The following is an 18,533-nucleotide window of genomic DNA, read 5'->3' as shown; positions in this document are numbered from 1 at the left end:
ACGCACACGTTCCAGCGTGTGCGTCGGCCCGTGCATCCGTGCGTCAGCGGGAGCGGAACTCGCGCAGGTTCCCGGCCAGCAGCATCAGGGCGGTCAGGGTGAGGACCCCGGCGAGCACCCACTGCGCGTTCTGGACGAGCCCGAAGAAGACCACCACGACCACCACCGCCGCGAGGACCAGCACCGTCAGCCCCGCCAGGTAGGCGAGCACCCGGCGGCGCAGCACGGCCTCCACGCCGACGAACAGCACGAGGAATCCGGCGAACCCGAGCAGCAGGAACGGCGCCGGCCTGGTGAGCACCACGCCGGTCGCGAGGATGAGCAGCGGCGCGCTGATCGCGGCCCACACCCGCAGGTACCTGGTGCGCCGGTCCTGGGCGACGACGTGGGGCAGGGGCTTGTGCCGCAGGTGCGCGTCGGGCGGGGTGGGCGGGCCGGGGCGGCCGAGGAACTCGCGGTGCGCGGCGCGTTCCTCGGCGAGCCGGGCCCGGTCCGCGGTGGCCGCGGCGAGCTCCCGCTGCCGTCGCTCCAGCTCGCCGGCCCGTTCGCGGCCCAGCGCCCGGGTGTCCTGGCGCGCGTTCAGCGACCGGACCTGTGCGTGCAGGCCGCGCAGCGCTCCGCGTTCGGTCTCGACGTCCCGGTCGATCTCGGCGAGGCGCTCGGTGAGCTCCTTGACCCGCTCGGCGAGCATCGCCCGTTCCTCGCCCTCGGTCGGCGGGACCTTCTGCAGCCCGGCCCAGCCGAGGGGGTCCGCCCACGACGACCGGACGGCCCCGTTGCGCTCGTAGCGCGGCCCCGCCGGCGCGCGCTCCCCGCCGAAGCTGTCCCGGGTGTCCAGGCCCCACAGGCCGCGGAAGTCCCGAACCCATCCGGTGTCGTCGTCGACGAGCACGGGCCGCCACGTCCGCGGATGCCCCGGCCCGACGACGTGTCCGTCGCCGCGGGCGTAGTCGACGTACGGGATGCCGAACCCGCCGGTCCCGGGCTCGGGCGCCCACGGCGCGAGCCGCCGCCGCCCGCGTTCCAGGAGGTCGATCACCCGGCGCAGCGCGGGAATCGCGACGGACACGACGTAGTCCCCGGGGATGAACGCGCCGGAGTGCGAGCCCGCGCCCGCGAAGACGACCGGATGGTCGCCCTCGCGCTGCAGGTCCGGGTCGTCCCAGCGGCGGCGGAGGTCGTCGCCCGCGTAGTCGTGCGAGGAGAAGGCCACCCAGGCGGGCCGGTCGGACCCGTCGGGTCCGGGCGCGAGGTAGACCGACACCATCTCCCAGTCCGCCTCGTGGTCGTTGACGCCGTGGAACGTCGTGCGCCAGTCGTTGCAGGCGTAGAAGTACCAGTACTGCAGGACGGTGTAGCCGCCCTCGCGCACCACCCGGCCGTAGTAGGGGCACTGCCCGTCGTCGAGGTGCTCGCGGGTCGTCCGCTCGGCCGCGGCGACCAGCCCGCCGGGCACCTTGCCGCGCACGAGCAGCGAGATCCGCAGCAGCGCGTCGATCAGCCGGGCGATGACGCCGACCGTCGCGAACCGGGCGGTGCCGCGCAGCCGCGAGCGCTCCTCCGCGTGCCACCTCCGCAGCTCCCGGGCGCGCATCGGCTCCTGGACGAAACGCAGGTGGAGCGGCCGCTCGCGGTAGCGCCGACCGGCCTCGCAAAGGCCGTCGAGGGTCAGCTCGCCGGCCGGGACGAGCGGGGTGTCGCCGGTGGACCACAGGCTGCACTGCGCCACGTAGGGCTCGACGGCGATCGGCAGGAACAGCTCGCCCTCGGTGTAGCGGACGACGGGTTCGTAGGCCTGCAGAAGAGCCAGGTCGCTCCCCTCCGGCGCCCGGGTCACCGAAGTCGACGTCACGCCCCGAGCGTAGGCGTCAGATCGGCCAGAAATACTCCCCGCCCGGGTCGTCGTCGGGGAACCGGGGCGCGTAGTGCTCGGGCAGCTTCGCCGCCAGGGCCTCCCGGTGGCTGCGGTGCAGGCGGTCGTCGCCGAGCCACTTCGGGAGCAGGCCGTCCTCCTCGAGCTCGGCCTGCGACCGGGGCGCGGGCAGGCCTGCGGCGGCGAGATCGGCGGTGATCGAGTCCGCGACGGTGTCCGCCTTGCCGCGGCCCGACCACTCCGCGCAGACCGCGAGCCCGTACGCCGCCACCGCCTCCGGGAAGCCGCGCCACATCCGTACTGCGGGATGGTGTTGCCACCCGTAGCCCTCCCGGACGAGCGCCCGGAGGACCTGCAGGGCCTCGACGCGCTGCTTGCCCAGGCGCCGGTCGTCGAGCGTGGCGGCGCTGGCGGCGAAGTCCGGGTAGGGCAGGAACGTCTGCATGATGGCGGGCAGGTACCCGCCGCAGCCGGCACCCACGCGTGCGAGAGTGCCGGTGTGGGCGAGGTCTGGACGAGTGCGCAGTGCGCCGAGGCGTGGGGCGTGAAGCCGACGACGTGGCTCGGCTACGTGTCCCGCGGCCAGGCGCCGAAGCCGCTCCCGGACGTCGACGCGCAGCGCCGCAGGCTCTGGGACGCCGACGAGGTCCGGGCGTTCCCGCGGCCCGGCGCCGGTCGCTCCCGCGCGGGTTCCACGCCGGAGGCCGAGGCACTGCTCGGCGAGATGACCGACGTCGCCACCCGGATCGACGAGCTGCGCGCCCGCCAACGCGCGCTGCTCACCGCCGGCCGGGAGCAGGGCCTGGAGATCCGCGCCATGGCCCGGGCGCTCGGGATCTCCCCGCAGACGGCGTACGGCTGGCTCGGCGAAGGCTGACCCGCGGGGTCGGCTCCGCGTTCGGCTAGTCGACGGCGAAGAGCCGCATCTGCAGCGCGAGGGTGGCGTAGTAGCCGACGACTGTGGCGATCTCGAACAGCTCCGCCTCGGACAGCGCCTCGCGGAGCTCCCCGTAGGTCTCGTCCGGGAGCCGTCCGCCGGCGAGCAGCAGGTCCGCCGCACGTTCCACCGCGGCCTCCGCCGGATCGTCGAGCGCAGGGACCCCGCCTTCCGCGAGCGTGCGCAGCTCGGCCTCGGTGAACCCCGCCCGCGCGGCGATCAGCTCGTGCGCCCGCTGCTCGAAGCCGCTCTCCCAGTGCGCGGCGACCTTCAGGATCACCAGCTCCCGGCAGCGGTCGGTGAGGATCCCGCGGTACCGGACGGCCGTGCCGAGCCGCTGCAGCGCGTCGCCCAGGGCGGGCTGCAGCAGCATCGCGCCGAACGGTCCGCGCAGGGCGCCGTCGTCGTCGGTGATCGGGAAGAGCTGCGGTCCGGCGGCGCGCGGGCCCCCGGCGACGGCGTCGTACACCGCCCGTTCGTCGGGGTCCAGCTCGTCGGGCGTGCGGCCCGGGATCCTGCTCACGTTCACTCCAGGGGCTCCTCGGTATCGGCGCGGCTGAGCCTAAGGTCGCGGGGTGCGATACGTGGTGATCGGTGCGGGTGCCGTCGGCGGCACGATCGGGGTCCGGCTGCACGAGGCCGGCCGGGACGTGGTGCTCGTCGCCCGGGGCGCGCACCTCGCGGCGATCCGCGAGCGCGGCCTGCGCCTGGACGAGCCGGAGCGCTCCCGGTCCGTGCGGGTTCCGGCGGTCGCGACGGTCACCGAGGTGGACTGGCGCGACGGCGACGTCGCCCTGCTCTGCACCAAGACCCAGGACACCCCGCCGCTGCTCGACGAGCTGCAGCGTGCGGCCCCGGGCGTCCCGGTGGTGTGCGTGCAGAACGGCGTGGAGAACGAGCGGCTCGCGTCCGAGCGCTTCGCCCACGTCCTGGGCGTGTGCGTGATGATGCCGACCGAGCACCTCGAGCCGGGCCGCGTGGTCGCCTACTCCGGCCCGGTCCCCGGGCGCCTCGACATCGGCGTCTATCCCGAGGGCACGGACGAGCTGAGCGCCGCGGTGGCGGCGGACCTCACCGCAGCCGGGTTCGCCTCCCGCCCGGACGCCGCGATCATGCGGTGGAAGTGGTGGAAGCTGGTGGTCAACCTGGAGAACGTGCCCGAGGCGGTCTGCGGGCTCGCCGACCCGGACCTTCGTGCCCTGGTCAAGGCCGCCCGCGCCGAGGGCCGCGCGTGTCTGCACGCGGCCGGCATCGCGTACGTGTCCACCGAGGAGTCCCGCGAGCGGCGGGTGGCGGGGATGGCGGTCCAGGCCGTCGACGGGCACGAACGGGCCGGCGGCTCGACGTGGCAGAGCCTGCAACGCGGCGCCGGCTCGGTCGAGGCGGAGTACATCAACGGGGAGTTCGTGGCGCTCGGCGAGAAGTACGGCGTCCCCACCCCGCTGAACAGCCTCCTGCTCGAGACCATCACCACGATGGCCGCGGCCGGGGAACGCCCCGGGGGGCACACGGCCTCGGAGCTGCTGGCCGCCGCGGGGCTGCCCGGCTGACCCCGTCAGGTCCGCGAGCGCTCCTCGACGTCGCCCCGCTCTCGGGCGAGCTCGCGACGCAGAGCGTCGAGGATCCGTGCCGCGCTGTCCCCTTCGCCGAACAGCCGCTGCACGATGTCCCGCTGCCGCAACCGCAGCGGGTCGGGTTCGCCGCCGAGGAACTTCTCCGCCAGCCGGCGCACGTCGTCGACGCGCGACACCGGGTGGACCCCGGCGACGACCTGCTCGCCGACGGTGTTGAACGGCCGATGGCCCTCGCGCTCGAGGAAGAGGACCGGCTTCTCGAACAACTGGTACTCCACCAGCATCGACAGGCCGTCGGTCACCATCAGGTCCGACGCCGCGAGTGTCGGGCCGTAGTCCGCCTCCGTCAGCACGGCGGTGTTCGGCAGTTCCCGCCACGTCCGCATCCACCGGTCGAACTGCGCGCGGCTGATCGGGGAGACGTCGGAGTCCGGCAGCGGCAGCAGCGCCGGATGGGGCATGAACACGAACTCGGTGTCGTCCGACTCCCGGGCCCAGGCGAGCATCTCGTCCGCGACGAGGTGGAAGAGGCCGAAGTCCGTCCAGCCCTGCGCGATCGTGTGGTGGGCGGACCAGACGATCCGACCCGGCCCGTCGTCGTCGGGCGCCGAGCCGACCGGCCACCGCGGTACCGCGGACCGGAGGTGGTCCGCCTTCGGATGCCCGACGACGCGGAACTGGCCCCCGTTGCGGGCGCCGTCCCGGACGGCGGTCTCGAGGACCGCCTCGTTGGCGCAGAACACCAGCCACGCCGCCCGGTGGTAGGCGCTGTCGACGGCGGTGTTGCGCGTCCTCGCGTCCGGCACGTTCTCGACGATGTTCATCGTCTCGTACGGGACGAGGCAGGTCCGGGCGAAGCCGAGCCGTTCGGTGGCGAGCTCGTCGGGGAGGTCGGCGTCCCACTGCGACTGGCGGAAGATCACGTCGGGCTCTATGGCCTTGATCATCTGCAGGATGTCGCCGTCGTCGCCGCCCGCGAAGCGCAGATGCGGAACGCCCTCCTCGAGCAGGCCCCGGTGCACGTCCTCCTCGCCGACGAGGCCGGCGGAGCCCAGGAACCGGTGCGGGATCGACGCGACGATCGGGGCGAAGTCCGCGCTGGCGGCCATCGCGTCCACCACCGCGCGGCACGAGCTCCACGAGCCCAGCACGTGGACCAGGAACAGGACCCGGGTACGGCTGCGCCACAACGCCGTCCGGCGGGCCACGAGATGCACGGAGTCCTGCAGCTCCGCGGTCCGGGCGCGGGTCACGTCGACCGTCGCCGTCACCGCGTCGAGGCGGGACCGCAGGTCGTCCACGTCCTCGTGCGCGGCCCGCACCACCGAGCCGATCGCCGTCAGATGCCGATCGAGCGCTTCGACCTGAGCGGGAAGCTCCAGCGCGCGGTGAATGCGGACACGAGTCCTCCCGACCCTCTCGCGGAGGCGCCGGGCGCGCCGCCCGACGCTCACCGTGGCCATCCGGTGAACGGGAGGTGGACGGACGTCGGACCCCCGCCGACGGGAACGCGAACGCTCATGCCGTCGCACGCTAGTTCGACCTCGGCCGCACCGTCGCATCGACGAACGGTCGATCGGTCTCGGGCACTCGTGTGCGGTGAACGGCGCCCTGGGCCCTGCCGGCGGACCACCGACCGGCAGGAAGGCCACTCCTGCCGAAGGCCGGATCAGCCGCAGACCGCTCCCACGCTGGCCGAGCCGACGAGCTTGGCGTACTTCGCCAGCACGCCGCGGGTGTATCCGTGCTGCTTCGGGGCCCAGCCCTCGCGGCGGGCCTCGAGCTCGGCCGGGTCCACGAGCACGTCGAGCAGGCCCTGGGAGACGTCCAGGCGGATCCGGTCGCCGTCCCGCACGAACGCGACCGGGCCGCCGTCCACCGCCTCCGGGGCGACGTGCCCGACGCACAGCCCGGTCGTCCCGCCGGAGAACCGGCCGTCGGTCAGCAGCAGGACGTCCTTGCCCAGGCCGGCGCCCTTGATCGCGCCGGTGATCGCCAGCATCTCCCGCATGCCCGGGCCGCCCTTGGGGCCCTCGTAGCGGATGACGACGACGTCCCCGGCGGTGATCGTGCCGTCGGCCAGGGCGTCCATCGCGAGCCGCTCGCCGTCGAACACGCGGGCCGTGCCCTCGAAGACGGCCTCGTCGAACCCGGCGGACTTCACGACGGCACCCTCGGGCGCCAGGGAACCGCGCAGGATGGTGATGCCCCCGGTGGGGTGGATCGGGTCGGACAGCGCGCGGATCACGGCGCCGTCCGGGGCGGGCGCGTTCAGCTCGGCCAGGTTCTCGGCCATGGTCCGGCCGGTGACGGTCATGGTGTCGCCGTGCATGAGACCGGCGTCCAGCAGCAGCTTCATGACGACCGGGATGCCGCCGATCCGGTCCACGTCGTACATGACGTGCCGGCCGAACGGCTTGAGGTCGCCGAGGTGCGGGACCTTCGCGCCGACCCGGACGAAGTCCTCCAGCGTCAGCTCCACCTCGGCCTCGTGCGCGATGGCCAGCAGGTGCAGCACCGCGTTCGTCGAGCCGCCGAGGGCCATGACGACCGCGATCGCGTTCTCGAACGCCTTCTTCGTCATGATGTCGCGCGCCGTGATGCCCAGCCGCAACAGCTCGACGACGGCCTCCCCGGAGCGGCGCGCGTACCCGTCGCGGCGACGGTCGACGGCCGGCGGCGCGGCCGAACCCGGCAGCGACATCCCGAGCGCCTCGGCCGCGCTGGCCATGGTGTTCGCCGTGTACATGCCGCCGCAGGCGCCCTCGGTCGGGCAGACGGCCCGCTCGATCGAGTCCACGTCCTCACGGCTCATCAGGCCGCGCGCGCACGCCCCGACGGCCTCGAACGCGTCGATCAGCGTGACCTCGCGCTCGGTGCCGTCGGACAGCTTGGCCTTGCCCGGCATGATCGAGCCCGCGTAGAGGAACACCGACGCGAGATCGAGGCGGGCGGCGGCCATCAGCATCCCGGGCAGCGACTTGTCACAGCCCGCCAGCAGTACGGATCCGTCGAGGCGTTCCGCGCCCATCACCGTCTCGACGGAGTCCGCGATCACCTCGCGCGAGACCAGCGAGAAGTGCATGCCCTCGTGGCCCATCGAGATCCCGTCGGACACCGAGATCGTCCCGAACTGCAGCGGGAACCCCTCCGCGGCGTGCACGCCCTCCTTGACCGCGGACGCGAGCCGGTCCAGGGAGAGGTTGCACGGGGTGATCTCGTTCCAGGACGACGCCACGCCGATCTGGGGCTTCTCCCAGTCGGAGTCGGAGAGGCCGACCGCCCGGAGCATCCCGCGTGCCGCGGTGGCCTCCAGGCCCTCGGTGACGTCCTTGCTGCGCGGTTTCAGATCGGCCACTCCGGGACCGTACCGCGATCAGGGGTACGGCCACGGGTTCTGCGTGCACCCGTTCAACCCCAGCGTCTGCTGCTGCATCACCGGCGCGGGCATGCCGGCGCCGGGGCACGGCTCGTGGCCGTGCCCGAGCACGTGCCCGACCTCGTGGTTGACCAGGTAGCGCCGGTAGCCGGTGGTGTTGCCGGCGTAGTCCTCCTGTCCGTTCACCCAGCGGTAGAAGTTGAGGACCGCGCGGGCGCCGGAGCGGCAGGAGAGCTCGCCGGTGGTGTCGATCGGGCTGCAGAGCCGGTCCAACGTGTCCGGGCTGGCGAGGAGCACCTGGATCGTCGCGTCGTCGGAGCCGGTCCGCACGAAGCTCATCCGGCCGCCCGCGCCCCAGCCGTGCGGATCGTCGAGCGTGTCCATGACGAACCCGGCGAAGCGCTGCGCATCCACGGGAAGGCCCTGCTCGGTCTCCACCCGGACCGTCGTCACCGGGCCGACGCCGGGCGCGGGGACGGTGCCGGGGACGGTGCCGGGGACGACGTCGAAGGTGCCGTTCAGGGTCTGCGGGACGTCCCGGCTCGTCAGCCCGGCGAGCTCGTCGGGCGCGGGCCCGGAAGGAGCCGCCCGGGTAGGGGGTAGGGCGTAGGCGGGCATGGCCGCAGCCTGCACGAGGAACGAGGGCGGGGCCTGGGGCACGTCGCGCCGCGTCACGGCCACCGCGGGCCCGCACGCCGCGAGCAGCACGAGGGCGGCCAGGGCCCGGCGGCCCCCCGATCGTCGACGCATGCCCGACCCCCGTCCCGGACCTGGGAACCGACCGTGACCGCGCGCACCTCACCGGCGGCCGCACCGCGCGGGTTCCCTGCTTGGGACACCCGGACACCCGTACGGGGCCGCGACCGCAGCGCGTGACCGGCGCGGGTCGACCGGTGCCATCCTCCTACCCGACCGGTCTCCCCCACAGGGGTCTGTTCACCCTCTTGTGGCGTCCGCGCATCCAGCAGGTTGAACGTTCTTGTCCGAACCTCGCCTATCGGGCGATGATGTGTGAGCACCGTCCGGATGTCACCGGTCACGGAGCGTGTTTCTGTCGGGGTACACGTGAAGGAGACAACGATGTCGATGGACCAGGACGTCAGCGGTGACTACGGATACGACCTCGCCCACGAGATGAAGATCGCCCTGGGCACGCCGATGACCACGCGTCGCCGTCGTACGGTCTCCGTACCTGCGCAGATCCTGCGTCGCGAGCTCGACCCGGACGCGGACTTCGGCTACGACAGCGCACACGAGATCTGACCTTCCACCCCGTCCCGAACTCGACGGGCCGGTGGTGCGGCGCCCTTCCCCCCAGCGCCCCGCCACCGGCCCGTCGTGGCACGTCGGAGGACATCCGGGCGCAACGGGCGCGAGGCGCCGGCCTGGGCTTCCCCGCTCAGGACGCCGCGATGACCCCGCGTCGCTGCAGCCCGCCGATCTCCGCGTGCCCGAGCCCGAGGATCTCCGCGAGGACCTCCTCGGTGTCCCGGCCGAGCGACGGGACCCGGCCCGCCGGCCCGTGCTCGCCGTCGAAGCGCAGGGGTGAGCGCGCGGTGATCGCGGCGTCCCCGGAGCCGGGCAGCGCCATGTCCGCGAGGATCGGGTGCGTGCCGGTCCGGTGCGCGGCGACGACGTCGGTCATCCCCTGGTAGCGACCCCACAGCACCCGGGCGGCGTCGAGCTCGTCGCTGACCTGCTTGAGGTCCCGCGCCGAGAACCACGGCCGCAGGATCGCCGCGATCGTCTCCCGAAGCCGGTAGCGCTCGGACTCCTGGGTGAGGTCGGCGTCCAGCGCCGCCTCCAGCGCCGCGAAGACCTCCTCGGTGCCGGTCACCTTCCGCAGCGCGGACCACTGCCCCTCGGTCAGCGCGACGACCATGACCCGCTGCCCGTCGGAGGTCGCGAAGTCCACCCCGAAGCTGCCGTACACGTGGTTGCCGTGCCGCGGCCGCTCGTGACCGCGCTCCTCCGCCTCGGACAGCCAGCCGAGGTTCGCGACGCCGGCCAGCGCGACGTCCGACAGGGCCAGCTCGATGAACGCTCCCTCGCCCGTCCGCGCCCGCTTGTGCAGGGCCGCGAGCACGCCCGTCGAGACGCTCAGGCCGGTGACGAGATCCCAGGCCGGCAGGACGTGGTTGACCGGCGCCCCGCCCTCCTCGGTGCCGGTGATCTGCGGGATCCCGACCTCCGCGTTCACCGTGTAGTCGACGGCCGGACGCCCGTCCGGGTACCCCTGCACCCGCAGGTGGATCAGGTCCGGGCGCTTCGCGACCAGCGCCTCGTGGGACATCCAGCGCCGCCCGACGACGTTGTCGATCAGCACCCCGCGGTCCTCGCCCGGAGCGGCGATCAGCGCGGTGACCAGCTCGCGGCCCTCGTCGGAGCGCATGTCGACGGCGACGGAGCGCTTGCCCTTGTTCAGCGACGCCCAGTAGTAGCTCTCCCCGTCCCGGGCCACGGGCCAGCGCAGATGGTCGCTGCCGCCGCCCACCGGGTCGATCCTCACGACGTCCGCACCGAGCTGCGCGAGCGTCATCCCGCCCGTCGGCCCGGCGACGAAGCTCGCGCACTCCACCACGTGCAGGCCCTCGAGGGGCCGGTCGGTCCCCGGCATCGAACTCACGCTCCTCCTGATCGACTCCCCCCATCCTGCTCCCGGGGCGGGGATCCGGCGCGCGCGGCCGAGCCGTTGACGGCGGACAGCCGGCCGCTCGAGGGCAGGCCCACCGTCGTCGTCAGCAGCCGGGGTGCGTCCTACGAACCCGGGACGCCCACCGAGGGCCGGGACCATGCGGTCCCGATGCTGAGGATCGTCCTCGGAACGGCGCTGGGCATGGACGTCGCGGTGATCACCACGAGCCTGACCCTCGCGGAGACCGTGCCCGCGCTCGCGGATCAGCGGGACCGGAGCCGCGACGAGCTCGCCGCGGCGCACCGGGAGGCGGCCGAGCTCGCGGCCAGGCTGGGCACCGCCTGACCTGCGGCGGTGCTAACGCGCCGGCCGGCCGGGGCGAATCACCGGGCATGGCCGACGCAGACCTTCGCCGGGACCGGCGATGAGACCCCGGCGCCCGGCCCCCACCCGGCAGCTGCGCCCGCTCACCGCGGGCGGCGCCGTGGTCGCCGTGGTGGGCGTGACGGTTCTCACCGCGGCCTCCGGCCCGATCGCCGCCGTCTACGGCGGGCGCGCCGGGGAGCTCGGCCTGCTCGCGCAGCCTGCCGTGACGCTCACGAACACCACCACCGCCGCCCCGTACTCCACGACCGCCGGCTCCGTCCTTCCGGCGAGCACCCAGCCGCAGCCCCCGGCACCGGTCGTCGATCCGGTGCCGGTCTCCTTCACGACGGGACTGCCGGACCGTCGCGCCACCACGGCCATCGCCGCGGCGATGGCCCAGATCGGACTGCCGTACGTGTGGGGCGGTGACGGGCCCACCGAGGGCGACGCCGGGTTCGACTGCTCGGGGCTGACCCACTTCGCCTACGACGTCGCCGGGATCGACCTCCCCCGCACCGCCCACACGCAGTACTACGAGGGCCCGCACGTGCCCGCCACGGCGGGGTTGCAGCCCGGTGACCTGGTGTACTACGGGGTTCCGGCCAAGGTTCACCACGTCGGCATGTACATCGGGAACGGCAAGATGGTGAATGCGCCGACCTTCGGGAAGCCGGTGCAGGTCGCCTACTACCGCTGGACGGGCGACGACTACCTGGGCGCCACCCGGCCCGCCACCAGCGGCGCACCCGATACCGGGCCGCTGCCCGTGGTGCCCGAGCCCCTCCCCGCGCCGCCTGCTCCGGAGATCTTCGAGGCGCCGGTCGCCCCCGCCCCGACCGAGGTGCCGAACCCGACGGTTCCGGAGCCGCCCCAGTCGGATACCGCGGCGCTGTCGATCGCGCAGTCGGCGACGAGCCCGGCCACGTCGCCCGATTCTTCCGGGGCCGCTGCGGTCGCACCCGGCTCCTCGGCCGCGGCGCCCGAGGCCCCGGCGGCGTCCTCGTCGGTTCCGGGCCTCGCCTCGGCCGTGCCCGGTTCGTCCGCCGTGGCAGCCCCGTCATCGCAGGCACCGTCTGGATCCGCCGAATCCGCGCCTCCGACCTCCGCGAGTACGACCTCCCCGACCACGACCTCGTCCGCTCCCGCCGCGCCGCCCGCAGCCGTCGTCCCGACGACGCCGCCGCCGGTCACTTCTCAGACCCCCACGCCTCCGCCCACGACGCCCGCCCCACTCACGAGCTCAGCGCCACCCACGAGCTCGGCCACGCCCGTGTCGTCCGCCCCGCCGGCGCCGTCGAGCAGCACGACGAGCGCATCACCCGCTCGCCCGAAGACCGTTACGTTGCCGGGCGGCACCGTCACCGTCACGTCCGCCCGCGTGAGTGCGGACGGCCTGCCGGTGCCCGGCGGTCTGGCGGCGATCAACGGCCGCAAGGTCCTCCGGCTCGCCACCGCCACGCCCGCGGAGGGGGCATCCGCGGGTAGCGCCGTGACGGTGACCGACACCGCCGGGGCGACGACGTCCTTCACGGTCGCCACCTCCACCGCCGTGACCGAGGCACGGGCCGCGGTACGGGCTGCGCCGGCCGGGAGCCTCGTCGTCCTCGTGCCAGCGGCAGGGGGCGGCTGGACGGTCCTCGTCGCCGCGTGAGCCCTGGGTCGGAGGGACCCGTGACGCCGCCCGATCAGCTCGGGACGCGGGTGCCGCGGAGTCGCGGCGAGCGACGATTCGGCACAAGCCTGTGGCTCGCCGAACGCCGGGACAAGATCACGCCCGGCGTCGGAGAGCCGGCGCGACCTCCTCGGCGAAGAGTGCCGCCATCCGTTCCAGCTCCCCGTCCGGGCACGCCGGGGAGAAGATCACCGTCTCCGCGCCGGCGTCCGCGTACTCCCGCTGGTCCGGACTGATCATGTAAGGCACGTGGAAGAGGACGTGCTCGCCGCAGGCGAGGAAGTCGTACCCCAGCAACTCGGCGCGCCGGGCCGACGGCACGACCTGCCCGAGGTCGAGCTGCGGCGGCAGCATCAGCCCGACCCGCACGAATCCTCCTCGGACCCGATCCGCGCCAGGACCGTGCGGGCCATCGCGATGTGCGCGGCGTCGACCATCTGCCCGTCGACGACGCCGACCCCGGCCTCGGCCGCGCGCAGCACGTCCCGGGCGTGGGCCACCTCGTCCGCCGAGGGGGTGAAGACGTCGTGCGCGACCGCGACCTGCGTCGGGTGCAGGCAGATCTTCCCCCGGTACCCGAGGTCCCGGCCGACCCCGGCGTCGAACCGGAAGTGCTCCGCGTCCCGGACGGCGACGACGGCCTGGTCCAGCGCCGGGGCTCCCGCCAGGTGCGCGGCGAGGCACACCTCGCTGCGCGCATACAGGACCTCGGTGCTGCCCGGCGTGCGGCGACCGCCGATGTCCGCGATGTAGTCCTCGGCCCCGAAGTACGCGGCGTCGGGGCCTTCGGCCAGTAGCGCACGGCTGTCCGCGACCCCGCGCACGCTCTCCAGCCCGACGACGACCCGGGCGCCCGCCGGCAGCGCCGACCGCACCGCGCGGAGCTGGTCCGGGTGCTCGTACTTGGGCAGGACGACCCCGTCCACGGCAGCGCCCGCTGCCGCGGCCAGGTCGTCCGCGTGCCACGGGGTGCCGGCCCCGTTGATCCGGACCAGCACGGTCCCGGCCCCCGGCCGTTCGGCGGCCAACGCGGCGAGGACGGCCCGTCGGGCCTCGTCCTTCTCGCCCGGCGCGACGGCGTCCTCCAGGTCCGCGACGACGGCGTCCGGGCACATCCGCGCGACCTTCGCGAGCATGTCGAGGCGCGTGGCCGGCACGAACAGCAGGCTGCGCGGGGCGAACCCGGTCACGAGCCGGCCGGCCGGCGATGCATCAGGCCCGTCCGGCGGGCGGTGCACACCAGCTCGTCACGCTGGTTGTAGGCGCGGTGCTCGAACACGACGAGGCCCTGCTCGGGCCGCGACCGCGACGCGCGGGCCTCGACGACCTCGGTGACCGCCCGGATCGTGTCGCCCGCGAACACCGGCGTGGGGAACCGCGCCTCGTCGATCCCCAGCTGGGCGACGATCGTGCCCAGCGTCAGCTCCGGCACCGACAACCCGACCACCAGCGCGAGGGTGAACATGCTGTTGACCAGGGGTTTCCCGAACTCCGTGTGCGCGGCGTAGTCCGCGTCGAGGTGCAGCGGTGCCGGGTTCATCGTCATCGTCGTGAACAGCACGTTGTCCGTCTCGGTGACCGTCCGCCGGGTCACGTGCGTGACGACCGTCCCCGCCTCGAGCTCCTCGAACCACCGTCCCGACACCGGCCGCCCCTCGGCGTCCGTCCGCGCCGCCACCCCGTCCATCCCGCTCAACCCCGGACCACCGCCGTCACGGCCTCCAGCGCGGACGGGTCCTCCATCGCGCTGACGTCTCCGGTCGCCGCGCCGTTGACGACCACGTCCCGGAGCAGCCGGCGCATCGTCTTGCCGGTCCGGGTCTTCGGCATCGCGGGGGTCACGTGGATCGCCGCGAGCCGGGCGTACCCACCCATCTCCCCGATCACCCGCGCCGCGATCTCCTCACGCACCGTATCGACGGTTGCCCCGGAGCCGAGGGTCACGAAGGCTACCGGCACGGTCCCCTTGGTCTCGTCGGGCACGCCGACGACAGCGGCCTCGACCACCGACGGGTGGGCGGTCACCACCGCCTCGATCTCCATGGTCGAGATCCGGTGCGCCGCCACGTTGATCACGTCATCGGCGCGGCCGAGCACCCACAGGTGGCCGTCGCCGTCGAGCACCGCCTCGTCATTCGTGGCGTAGCGGCCCGGGAACCGGCCGAAGTAGGTCGACAGGTAGCGGTCGTGGTCGTCCCAGACCGTGCGGGCCAGCGTCGGGAACGGGCTGGTGAGCAGCAGGTTCCCCTTGACGCCGGGCGGGACCCGCTCGCCCTCGTCGTCGACGATCTCGAACGAGTGCCCCGGCACGGCGGTGCCGACCGACCCGGCCTTGATCGGCTCGACGCCGTAGACCGGGTAGGCCCAGGTCGAGCCGGTCTCGGTCTGGCCGTAGGCGTTCACGATCGGGACGCCGTACGTCTCGGTGGCCCAGTCGAACGTGTCCGCATCGAACGGCTCGCCCTGCGCCGTGATCAGCTTCAGGTCGGGCAGCGGGTGGGCGGCGGCGAGGTCGCCGCCGAACTTGCGCAGCATCCGGATCAGCGTCGGGGCCGCGAGGATCTTGGTGATCCGGTGCTTCTCGCAGATCTCGTAGAACCGGGCCGGCGTCGGGGTGTCGAGAGCCCCCTCGTAGCAGGCGATGGTCATCCCGCAGGCCAGCCCGCCGACGACGGCCTGGATCGGGAAGGTCAGCCAGCCCACGTCCGCGGCCACCCAGTAGACGTCGCCGTCCTCGCGGCCGGCCTGCCAGTGCGCGTTGGCCCAGGTGCCGAGGAGGAACCCGCCCACGCTGTGCACGACCCCCTTGGGCCGGGACTCGGTGCCACTGGTGAAGATCAGGAACGAAGGCTCGTTCGGGTCGAGCGGAACGGCCGGGGTGCCGGCCCGGCCCTCCGCGAGCACCTCGGCGTAGGCGCGCTCGCCCTCGACGAGCGGCACGTCGTTCCCCGTCCGGTCCACCACGACCGTCAGCCGCACCGTGGGCGCCCGGCGGACGGCGGCCCGCAGCGTCTCCAGCAGCGGAACCGGCTTGGTGCGCCGGTAGATGGCGTCCGCGACGACGACGACCGAGGCGCGCGCGGCCTCGAGCCGCGAGGCGACCGCCTCCTCGCCGAACCCGGAGAACAGCACCGTGTAGATCGCGCCGATCCGGTTGCAGGCGTGGATGGTGGTGAAAGCCTCGACGAGGTTGGGCATGTAGACGGCGACCACGTCACCCTTGCGCACGTCGAGCGCGAGCAACCCGGCCGCGAGCCGCGAGACCTCGTCGGAGAGCTCCGCGTAGGTCAGCGTGCGAGAGTCCCCCGGCTCGCCCTCCCACACGACGGCCGGGTGGTCGGCCGTCGCCGGGTCCTCGGCCCAGCGGTCCACGCAGTTGTCCGCGACGTTGATCCGGCCGCCCTCGAAGTACCGGGTGTCGGTCATGCCGCCGCTGCGCACGCTCTGCCAGGGCGTGGACCAGCGCTGCTGCCGGGCGACCCACTCCCAGTAGTCGTCAGGCTCGTCGAAGGCGCGGGCTTCATGCAGTGCCTCGACCCGGTCGGGGACGACCCAGTTCGCCCGCAACGGGCGCAGCGGGGTCCGGATGAGCTGGGCGAGGCTGTCGTGAGCGTCGGACATCGTCGTCCTCTCGACTTCGTCGGGCTGTCTGTCAGACCGGGCTGATCAGGTGGTGGCGGCGGCCCGTCTCCCGGGTCCAGTGGTCGGCGTCGACCATCCGGGCGATGAGCTCCGCGCGCAGGCGTCCGGGCTCGACCACGGCGTCGACGACGAGGTCGCTGCCCATCCGCAGCAGGTTGATGTCCGCCTGCTGCTCCGCCGTGCGGGCGGCGACGAACGCGGCGCGCTCGTCCTCGTCGGTGATGGCGGCGATCTTGTTGGCGTACACCGCGTTGACCGACGCCCCGGCGGACATCGGGCCGATCGTCGCGGTGGGCAGCGCCAGGGTCGCGCGCGGCTCGAAGCCGGGGGCACACATCGCGTAGAAACCGGCCGCGTAGGCCTTGCGCAGCACCACCGAGTACTTGGGCACCTCGGCGGAGGCCAACGCGGCGATCCTCTTCGCGCCGTGCCGGATGATGCCCTGGCGCTCCACCTCGACGCCGACCATGAAGCCGGGAACGTCCTGCAGGAACACCAGCGGGATGTTGAACGCGTCGCACAGCGAGATGAACTTGGCCGCCTTGTCCGCCGAGTCGACGAAGATCGCCCCGCTGCGCACCTTGGGCTGGTTGGCCACGATGCCGATGACCCGGCCGTCGAGGCGGGCCAGCCCGGTGACCAGCTCCTGCGCCCAGCGCGCCTTGATCTCGAAGAACGTGCCGCCGTCGACGAGGCGGTCCACCACGTCCCGCACGTCGTAGCTGACGTTGGGGTCGACCGGCACCAGGCCGTCCGGCCACTCGGGCTGCTCGGGCTCGACCGCCTCGACCCGGGCCGGCGCGGCGCGGAAGTCGTCCGGCAGGTAGGACAGCAGCAGCCGGGCGGCGGCGACGGCCTCCCAGTCCTCGTCGAACACCTCGTCGCCGCAGCCGGAGACCTCGGCGTGCATCATCGCGCCGCCCATGGCCTCCAGCGTGGTGCGCTCGCCGGTCACCTTCTCCGCGACCCTCGGGCTGGCCAGGTACATCGAGGCGTTGCCGTTGACCATGCCGACCCAGTCGCAGAACGCCGGCATGTACGCCCCGCCGGCCGCCGACGGACCGTGCAGGCAACACAGCTGCGGCACCCGCCCGGACAGCCTGACCTGCAGGTTGAAGATCGCCGACGCGCCCCGGCGACCGGGGAAGAAGCCCATCTGGTCGGTCAGCCGGCCGCCGGCGGAGTCCACCAGGTAGACCACCGGCAGCAGGTCACGGTCCGCGCGCTCCAGGATCCGGATCTGCTTCTCGCAGGTCAGCTCACCCCAGGAGCCGGCCTTGACGGTGAAGTCGTGCGCGATCACCGCGACCGGCCGCCCGTACACCCGGCCGATCCCGGTGATCACCCCGTCGGCCGGCAGGTGGTCGGCGGCGGCCGAGGTGGCCAGCAGCCCGTCCTCGACGAACGTGCCGGGGTCGAACAGCACGGCCAGCCGGTCGCGCACCGGCAGCTTGTCCGGCCAGCGCGCCGGGTCGCCACCTTTCAACGCGCGCTCCGCGGCCCGCTCGACGTCCTCGATCCCGGGCGCCCCGTTCGTACTGATCGCCTCGGTACTCACACATCTCCCCTGGTCAAGCCATGCCCCTGGTCAGTATCTCCAGCTGGATCTCGTCGGTACCGCCGCCGATGCGCAGGATGCGGACGTCGCGGTAGTGCCGGGCGACGGGTGACTCCTCGACGAAACCGGCGCCGCCGAACAGCTGCACCGCGTCGTCCACGATCCGGTTGGCGGAGATCGCGGCGAGGTACTTCGCCCTGGCCACCGAGCGGGCCGCCTCCGGATGACCGGCGTCGAGCCGGGCCGCCGCCTGGTACGTGATCAACCGGGCGGCCTCCAGCTCCACCTCCATCGCGGCGAGCCGGTGCCGGATCGTCTGCAGGTGGGTCAGCGGCTCACCGAACGCCTCGCGCTGCCCGGCGTACTCGCGGGCCAGGTCCAGGCATTCGGCGGCGTGCCCGATGCCCATCGCGGCCAGCGCGACGCGCTCCAGCTGGAACGCCTCCATGATCTGGTAGAAGCCCCGGTTCTCGGTACCCAACACCGCATCGGCGGGCAGCGCGACGTCGTCCAGCAGCACCTCGCGGGTGTCCGAGGAGTGCCCGCCCATCTTCGCCCGCGGCCTGCCCAGGCTCAGCCCGTCGGTGCCGCGGCCGGCCAGGAACAGCGTCAGCCCACCTCGGCCGGCATCCCCGGTACGGGCCGCCCCGATTATCAGGTCGGCCAGCCCGGCGTTGGTGATGAACATCTTGCGGCCGTTGAGCAGCCCGCCGTCCTCGGTGCGCCGGGCGGTGGTGCCCACGCGTGCGACGTCGGAGCCGGTGCCCGGTTCGGTCACCGCGATCGCGGCCACCGCCTCGCCGGCCGCCAACGGGGCGAGGCAGCGGTCCTGTTGCGCCGGGGTGCCGTGCCGGATCACGTGCGGCGCCGCCATGTAGGCACTGACCAGCGCGGTCA

Annotated in this window: 18 protein-coding genes; 5 read left to right on the top strand and 13 right to left on the bottom strand. The window is 73.6% G+C overall.

Annotation, left to right across the window (positions count from 1 at the left end; translation table 11 throughout):
* Nucleotides 1–43 precede the first annotated feature (43 nt).
* Nucleotides 44–1,852: a hypothetical protein gene (locus JWP64_RS28865; protein WP_297503232.1), complete on the bottom strand. Its 1,809-nt coding sequence runs from the start codon at nucleotides 1,850–1,852 to the stop codon at nucleotides 44–46.
* A gap of 16 nt (nucleotides 1,853–1,868) precedes the next feature.
* Nucleotides 1,869–2,354: an MSMEG_6728 family protein gene (locus tag JWP64_RS28860; protein ID WP_366890768.1), complete on the bottom strand. Its 486-nt coding sequence runs from the start codon at nucleotides 2,352–2,354 to the stop codon at nucleotides 1,869–1,871.
* An 18-nt stretch (nucleotides 2,355–2,372) separates the two neighbouring features.
* Here JWP64_RS28860 and JWP64_RS28855 point away from each other — a divergent pair, with 18 nt between their 5' ends.
* Entirely contained in the window at nucleotides 2,373–2,750 is a 378-nt protein-coding gene (locus JWP64_RS28855; protein WP_297503231.1) for a hypothetical protein, read from the top strand.
* Between the two features lie 25 nt (nucleotides 2,751–2,775).
* On the opposite strand, the gene JWP64_RS28850 is transcribed toward JWP64_RS28855, so the two are convergent.
* A complete protein-coding gene (locus tag JWP64_RS28850) occupies nucleotides 2,776–3,339 on the bottom strand; it encodes a carboxymuconolactone decarboxylase family protein (protein WP_297503229.1) in 564 nt (187 codons plus the stop codon).
* Nucleotides 3,340–3,385: 46 nt separating this feature from the next.
* Between JWP64_RS28850 and JWP64_RS28845 the strand changes: the two genes are divergently transcribed.
* Entirely contained in the window at nucleotides 3,386–4,360 is a 975-nt protein-coding gene (locus JWP64_RS28845; RefSeq protein WP_297503227.1) for a ketopantoate reductase family protein, read from the top strand.
* A 5-nt stretch (nucleotides 4,361–4,365) separates the two neighbouring features.
* Here the strand turns inward: JWP64_RS28845 and JWP64_RS28840 are convergent, their stop codons facing one another.
* From JWP64_RS28840 to JWP64_RS28830, 3 genes are all read right to left on the bottom strand, one after another.
* Nucleotides 4,366–5,847: a hypothetical protein gene (locus JWP64_RS28840; protein ID WP_297503225.1), complete on the bottom strand. Its 1,482-nt coding sequence runs from the start codon at nucleotides 5,845–5,847 to the stop codon at nucleotides 4,366–4,368.
* Nucleotides 5,848–6,053: 206 nt separating this feature from the next.
* A complete protein-coding gene (gene ilvD / locus JWP64_RS28835; protein ID WP_297503223.1) occupies nucleotides 6,054–7,742 on the bottom strand; it encodes a dihydroxy-acid dehydratase in 1,689 nt (562 codons plus the stop codon).
* Nucleotides 7,743–7,760: 18 nt separating this feature from the next.
* A complete protein-coding gene (locus tag JWP64_RS28830) occupies nucleotides 7,761–8,513 on the bottom strand; it encodes a DUF3152 domain-containing protein (protein WP_297503221.1) in 753 nt (250 codons plus the stop codon).
* A gap of 330 nt (nucleotides 8,514–8,843) precedes the next feature.
* On the opposite strand from JWP64_RS28830, the gene JWP64_RS28825 reads away from it, so the two are divergent.
* Entirely contained in the window at nucleotides 8,844–9,026 is a 183-nt protein-coding gene (locus JWP64_RS28825) for a hypothetical protein (protein ID WP_297503219.1), read from the top strand.
* Between the two features lie 136 nt (nucleotides 9,027–9,162).
* On the opposite strand, the gene JWP64_RS28820 is transcribed toward JWP64_RS28825, so the two are convergent.
* Complete coding sequence (locus JWP64_RS28820) at nucleotides 9,163–10,380, bottom strand: CoA transferase (RefSeq protein WP_297503217.1); 1,218 nt, start codon at nucleotides 10,378–10,380, stop codon at nucleotides 9,163–9,165.
* 75 nt (nucleotides 10,381–10,455) lie between these two features.
* Here JWP64_RS28820 and JWP64_RS28815 point away from each other — a divergent pair, with 75 nt between their 5' ends.
* Together JWP64_RS28815 and JWP64_RS31745 are read left to right on the top strand one after the other, a co-directional pair.
* The gene (locus tag JWP64_RS28815) at nucleotides 10,456–10,743 is read left to right on the top strand and encodes a hypothetical protein (RefSeq protein ID WP_297503215.1); all 288 of its coding nucleotides are present in this window, start codon (nucleotides 10,456–10,458) and stop codon (nucleotides 10,741–10,743) included.
* 79 nt (nucleotides 10,744–10,822) lie between these two features.
* Complete coding sequence (locus JWP64_RS31745) at nucleotides 10,823–12,415, top strand: NlpC/P60 family protein (RefSeq protein ID WP_366890764.1); 1,593 nt, start codon at nucleotides 10,823–10,825, stop codon at nucleotides 12,413–12,415.
* A 117-nt stretch (nucleotides 12,416–12,532) separates the two neighbouring features.
* Here JWP64_RS31745 and JWP64_RS28805 read toward each other — a convergent pair whose 3' ends face one another.
* The 6 genes from JWP64_RS28805 to JWP64_RS28780 all read right to left on the bottom strand — a co-directional run.
* Nucleotides 12,533–12,805, bottom strand: a complete 273-nt coding sequence (locus JWP64_RS28805; protein ID WP_297503213.1) for a hypothetical protein — start codon at nucleotides 12,803–12,805, stop codon at nucleotides 12,533–12,535.
* Nucleotides 12,790–13,626: a CoA ester lyase gene (locus JWP64_RS28800; RefSeq protein ID WP_297503210.1), complete on the bottom strand. Its 837-nt coding sequence runs from the start codon at nucleotides 13,624–13,626 to the stop codon at nucleotides 12,790–12,792. The genes JWP64_RS28805 and JWP64_RS28800 overlap by 16 nt, the downstream gene beginning before the upstream one ends.
* The gene (locus JWP64_RS28795; protein ID WP_297503208.1) at nucleotides 13,623–14,123 is read right to left on the bottom strand and encodes a MaoC family dehydratase; all 501 of its coding nucleotides are present in this window, start codon (nucleotides 14,121–14,123) and stop codon (nucleotides 13,623–13,625) included. Before JWP64_RS28795 ends, JWP64_RS28800 begins: the two co-directional genes overlap by 4 nt.
* A 5-nt stretch (nucleotides 14,124–14,128) precedes the next feature.
* Nucleotides 14,129–16,057, bottom strand: coding sequence for an AMP-binding protein (locus JWP64_RS28790; protein WP_297503206.1), 1,929 nt, complete (start codon nucleotides 16,055–16,057; stop codon nucleotides 14,129–14,131).
* Between the two features lie 31 nt (nucleotides 16,058–16,088).
* Entirely contained in the window at nucleotides 16,089–17,636 is a 1,548-nt protein-coding gene (locus JWP64_RS28785) for an acyl-CoA carboxylase subunit beta (RefSeq protein WP_297503204.1), read from the bottom strand.
* A gap of 13 nt (nucleotides 17,637–17,649) precedes the next feature.
* A partial coding sequence (locus JWP64_RS28780) for an acyl-CoA dehydrogenase (RefSeq protein ID WP_297503202.1) occupies nucleotides 17,650–18,533 on the bottom strand: 884 nt, incomplete at its 5' end.

The organism is Pseudonocardia sp., from assembly GCF_025465255.1.
Taxonomy (GTDB): Bacteria; Actinomycetota; Actinomycetes; order Mycobacteriales; family Pseudonocardiaceae; genus Pseudonocardia.
The sequence above is the reverse complement of the archived record's forward strand: the minus strand, read 5'-3'. Positions and strand labels throughout refer to the sequence as shown.

Excerpts from the sequence above, each read along its gene's own strand:
- JWP64_RS28840 (WP_297503225.1), bottom strand. The coding sequence starts at position 5,847 with ATGGCCACGGTGAGCGTCGGGCGGCGCGCCCGGCGCCTCCGCGAGAGG.
- JWP64_RS28830 (WP_297503221.1), bottom strand. The coding sequence starts at position 8,513 with ATGCGTCGACGATCGGGGGGCCGCCGGGCCCTGGCCGCCCTCGTGCTG.
- JWP64_RS28825 (WP_297503219.1), top strand. The coding sequence starts at position 8,844 with ATGTCGATGGACCAGGACGTCAGCGGTGACTACGGATACGACCTCGCC.
- JWP64_RS28820 (WP_297503217.1), bottom strand. The coding sequence starts at position 10,380 with ATGCCGGGGACCGACCGGCCCCTCGAGGGCCTGCACGTGGTGGAGTGC.
- JWP64_RS31745 (WP_366890764.1), top strand. The coding sequence starts at position 10,823 with ATGAGACCCCGGCGCCCGGCCCCCACCCGGCAGCTGCGCCCGCTCACC.
- JWP64_RS28795 (WP_297503208.1), bottom strand. The coding sequence starts at position 14,123 with ATGGACGGGGTGGCGGCGCGGACGGACGCCGAGGGGCGGCCGGTGTCG.
- JWP64_RS28790 (WP_297503206.1), bottom strand. The coding sequence starts at position 16,057 with ATGTCCGACGCTCACGACAGCCTCGCCCAGCTCATCCGGACCCCGCTG.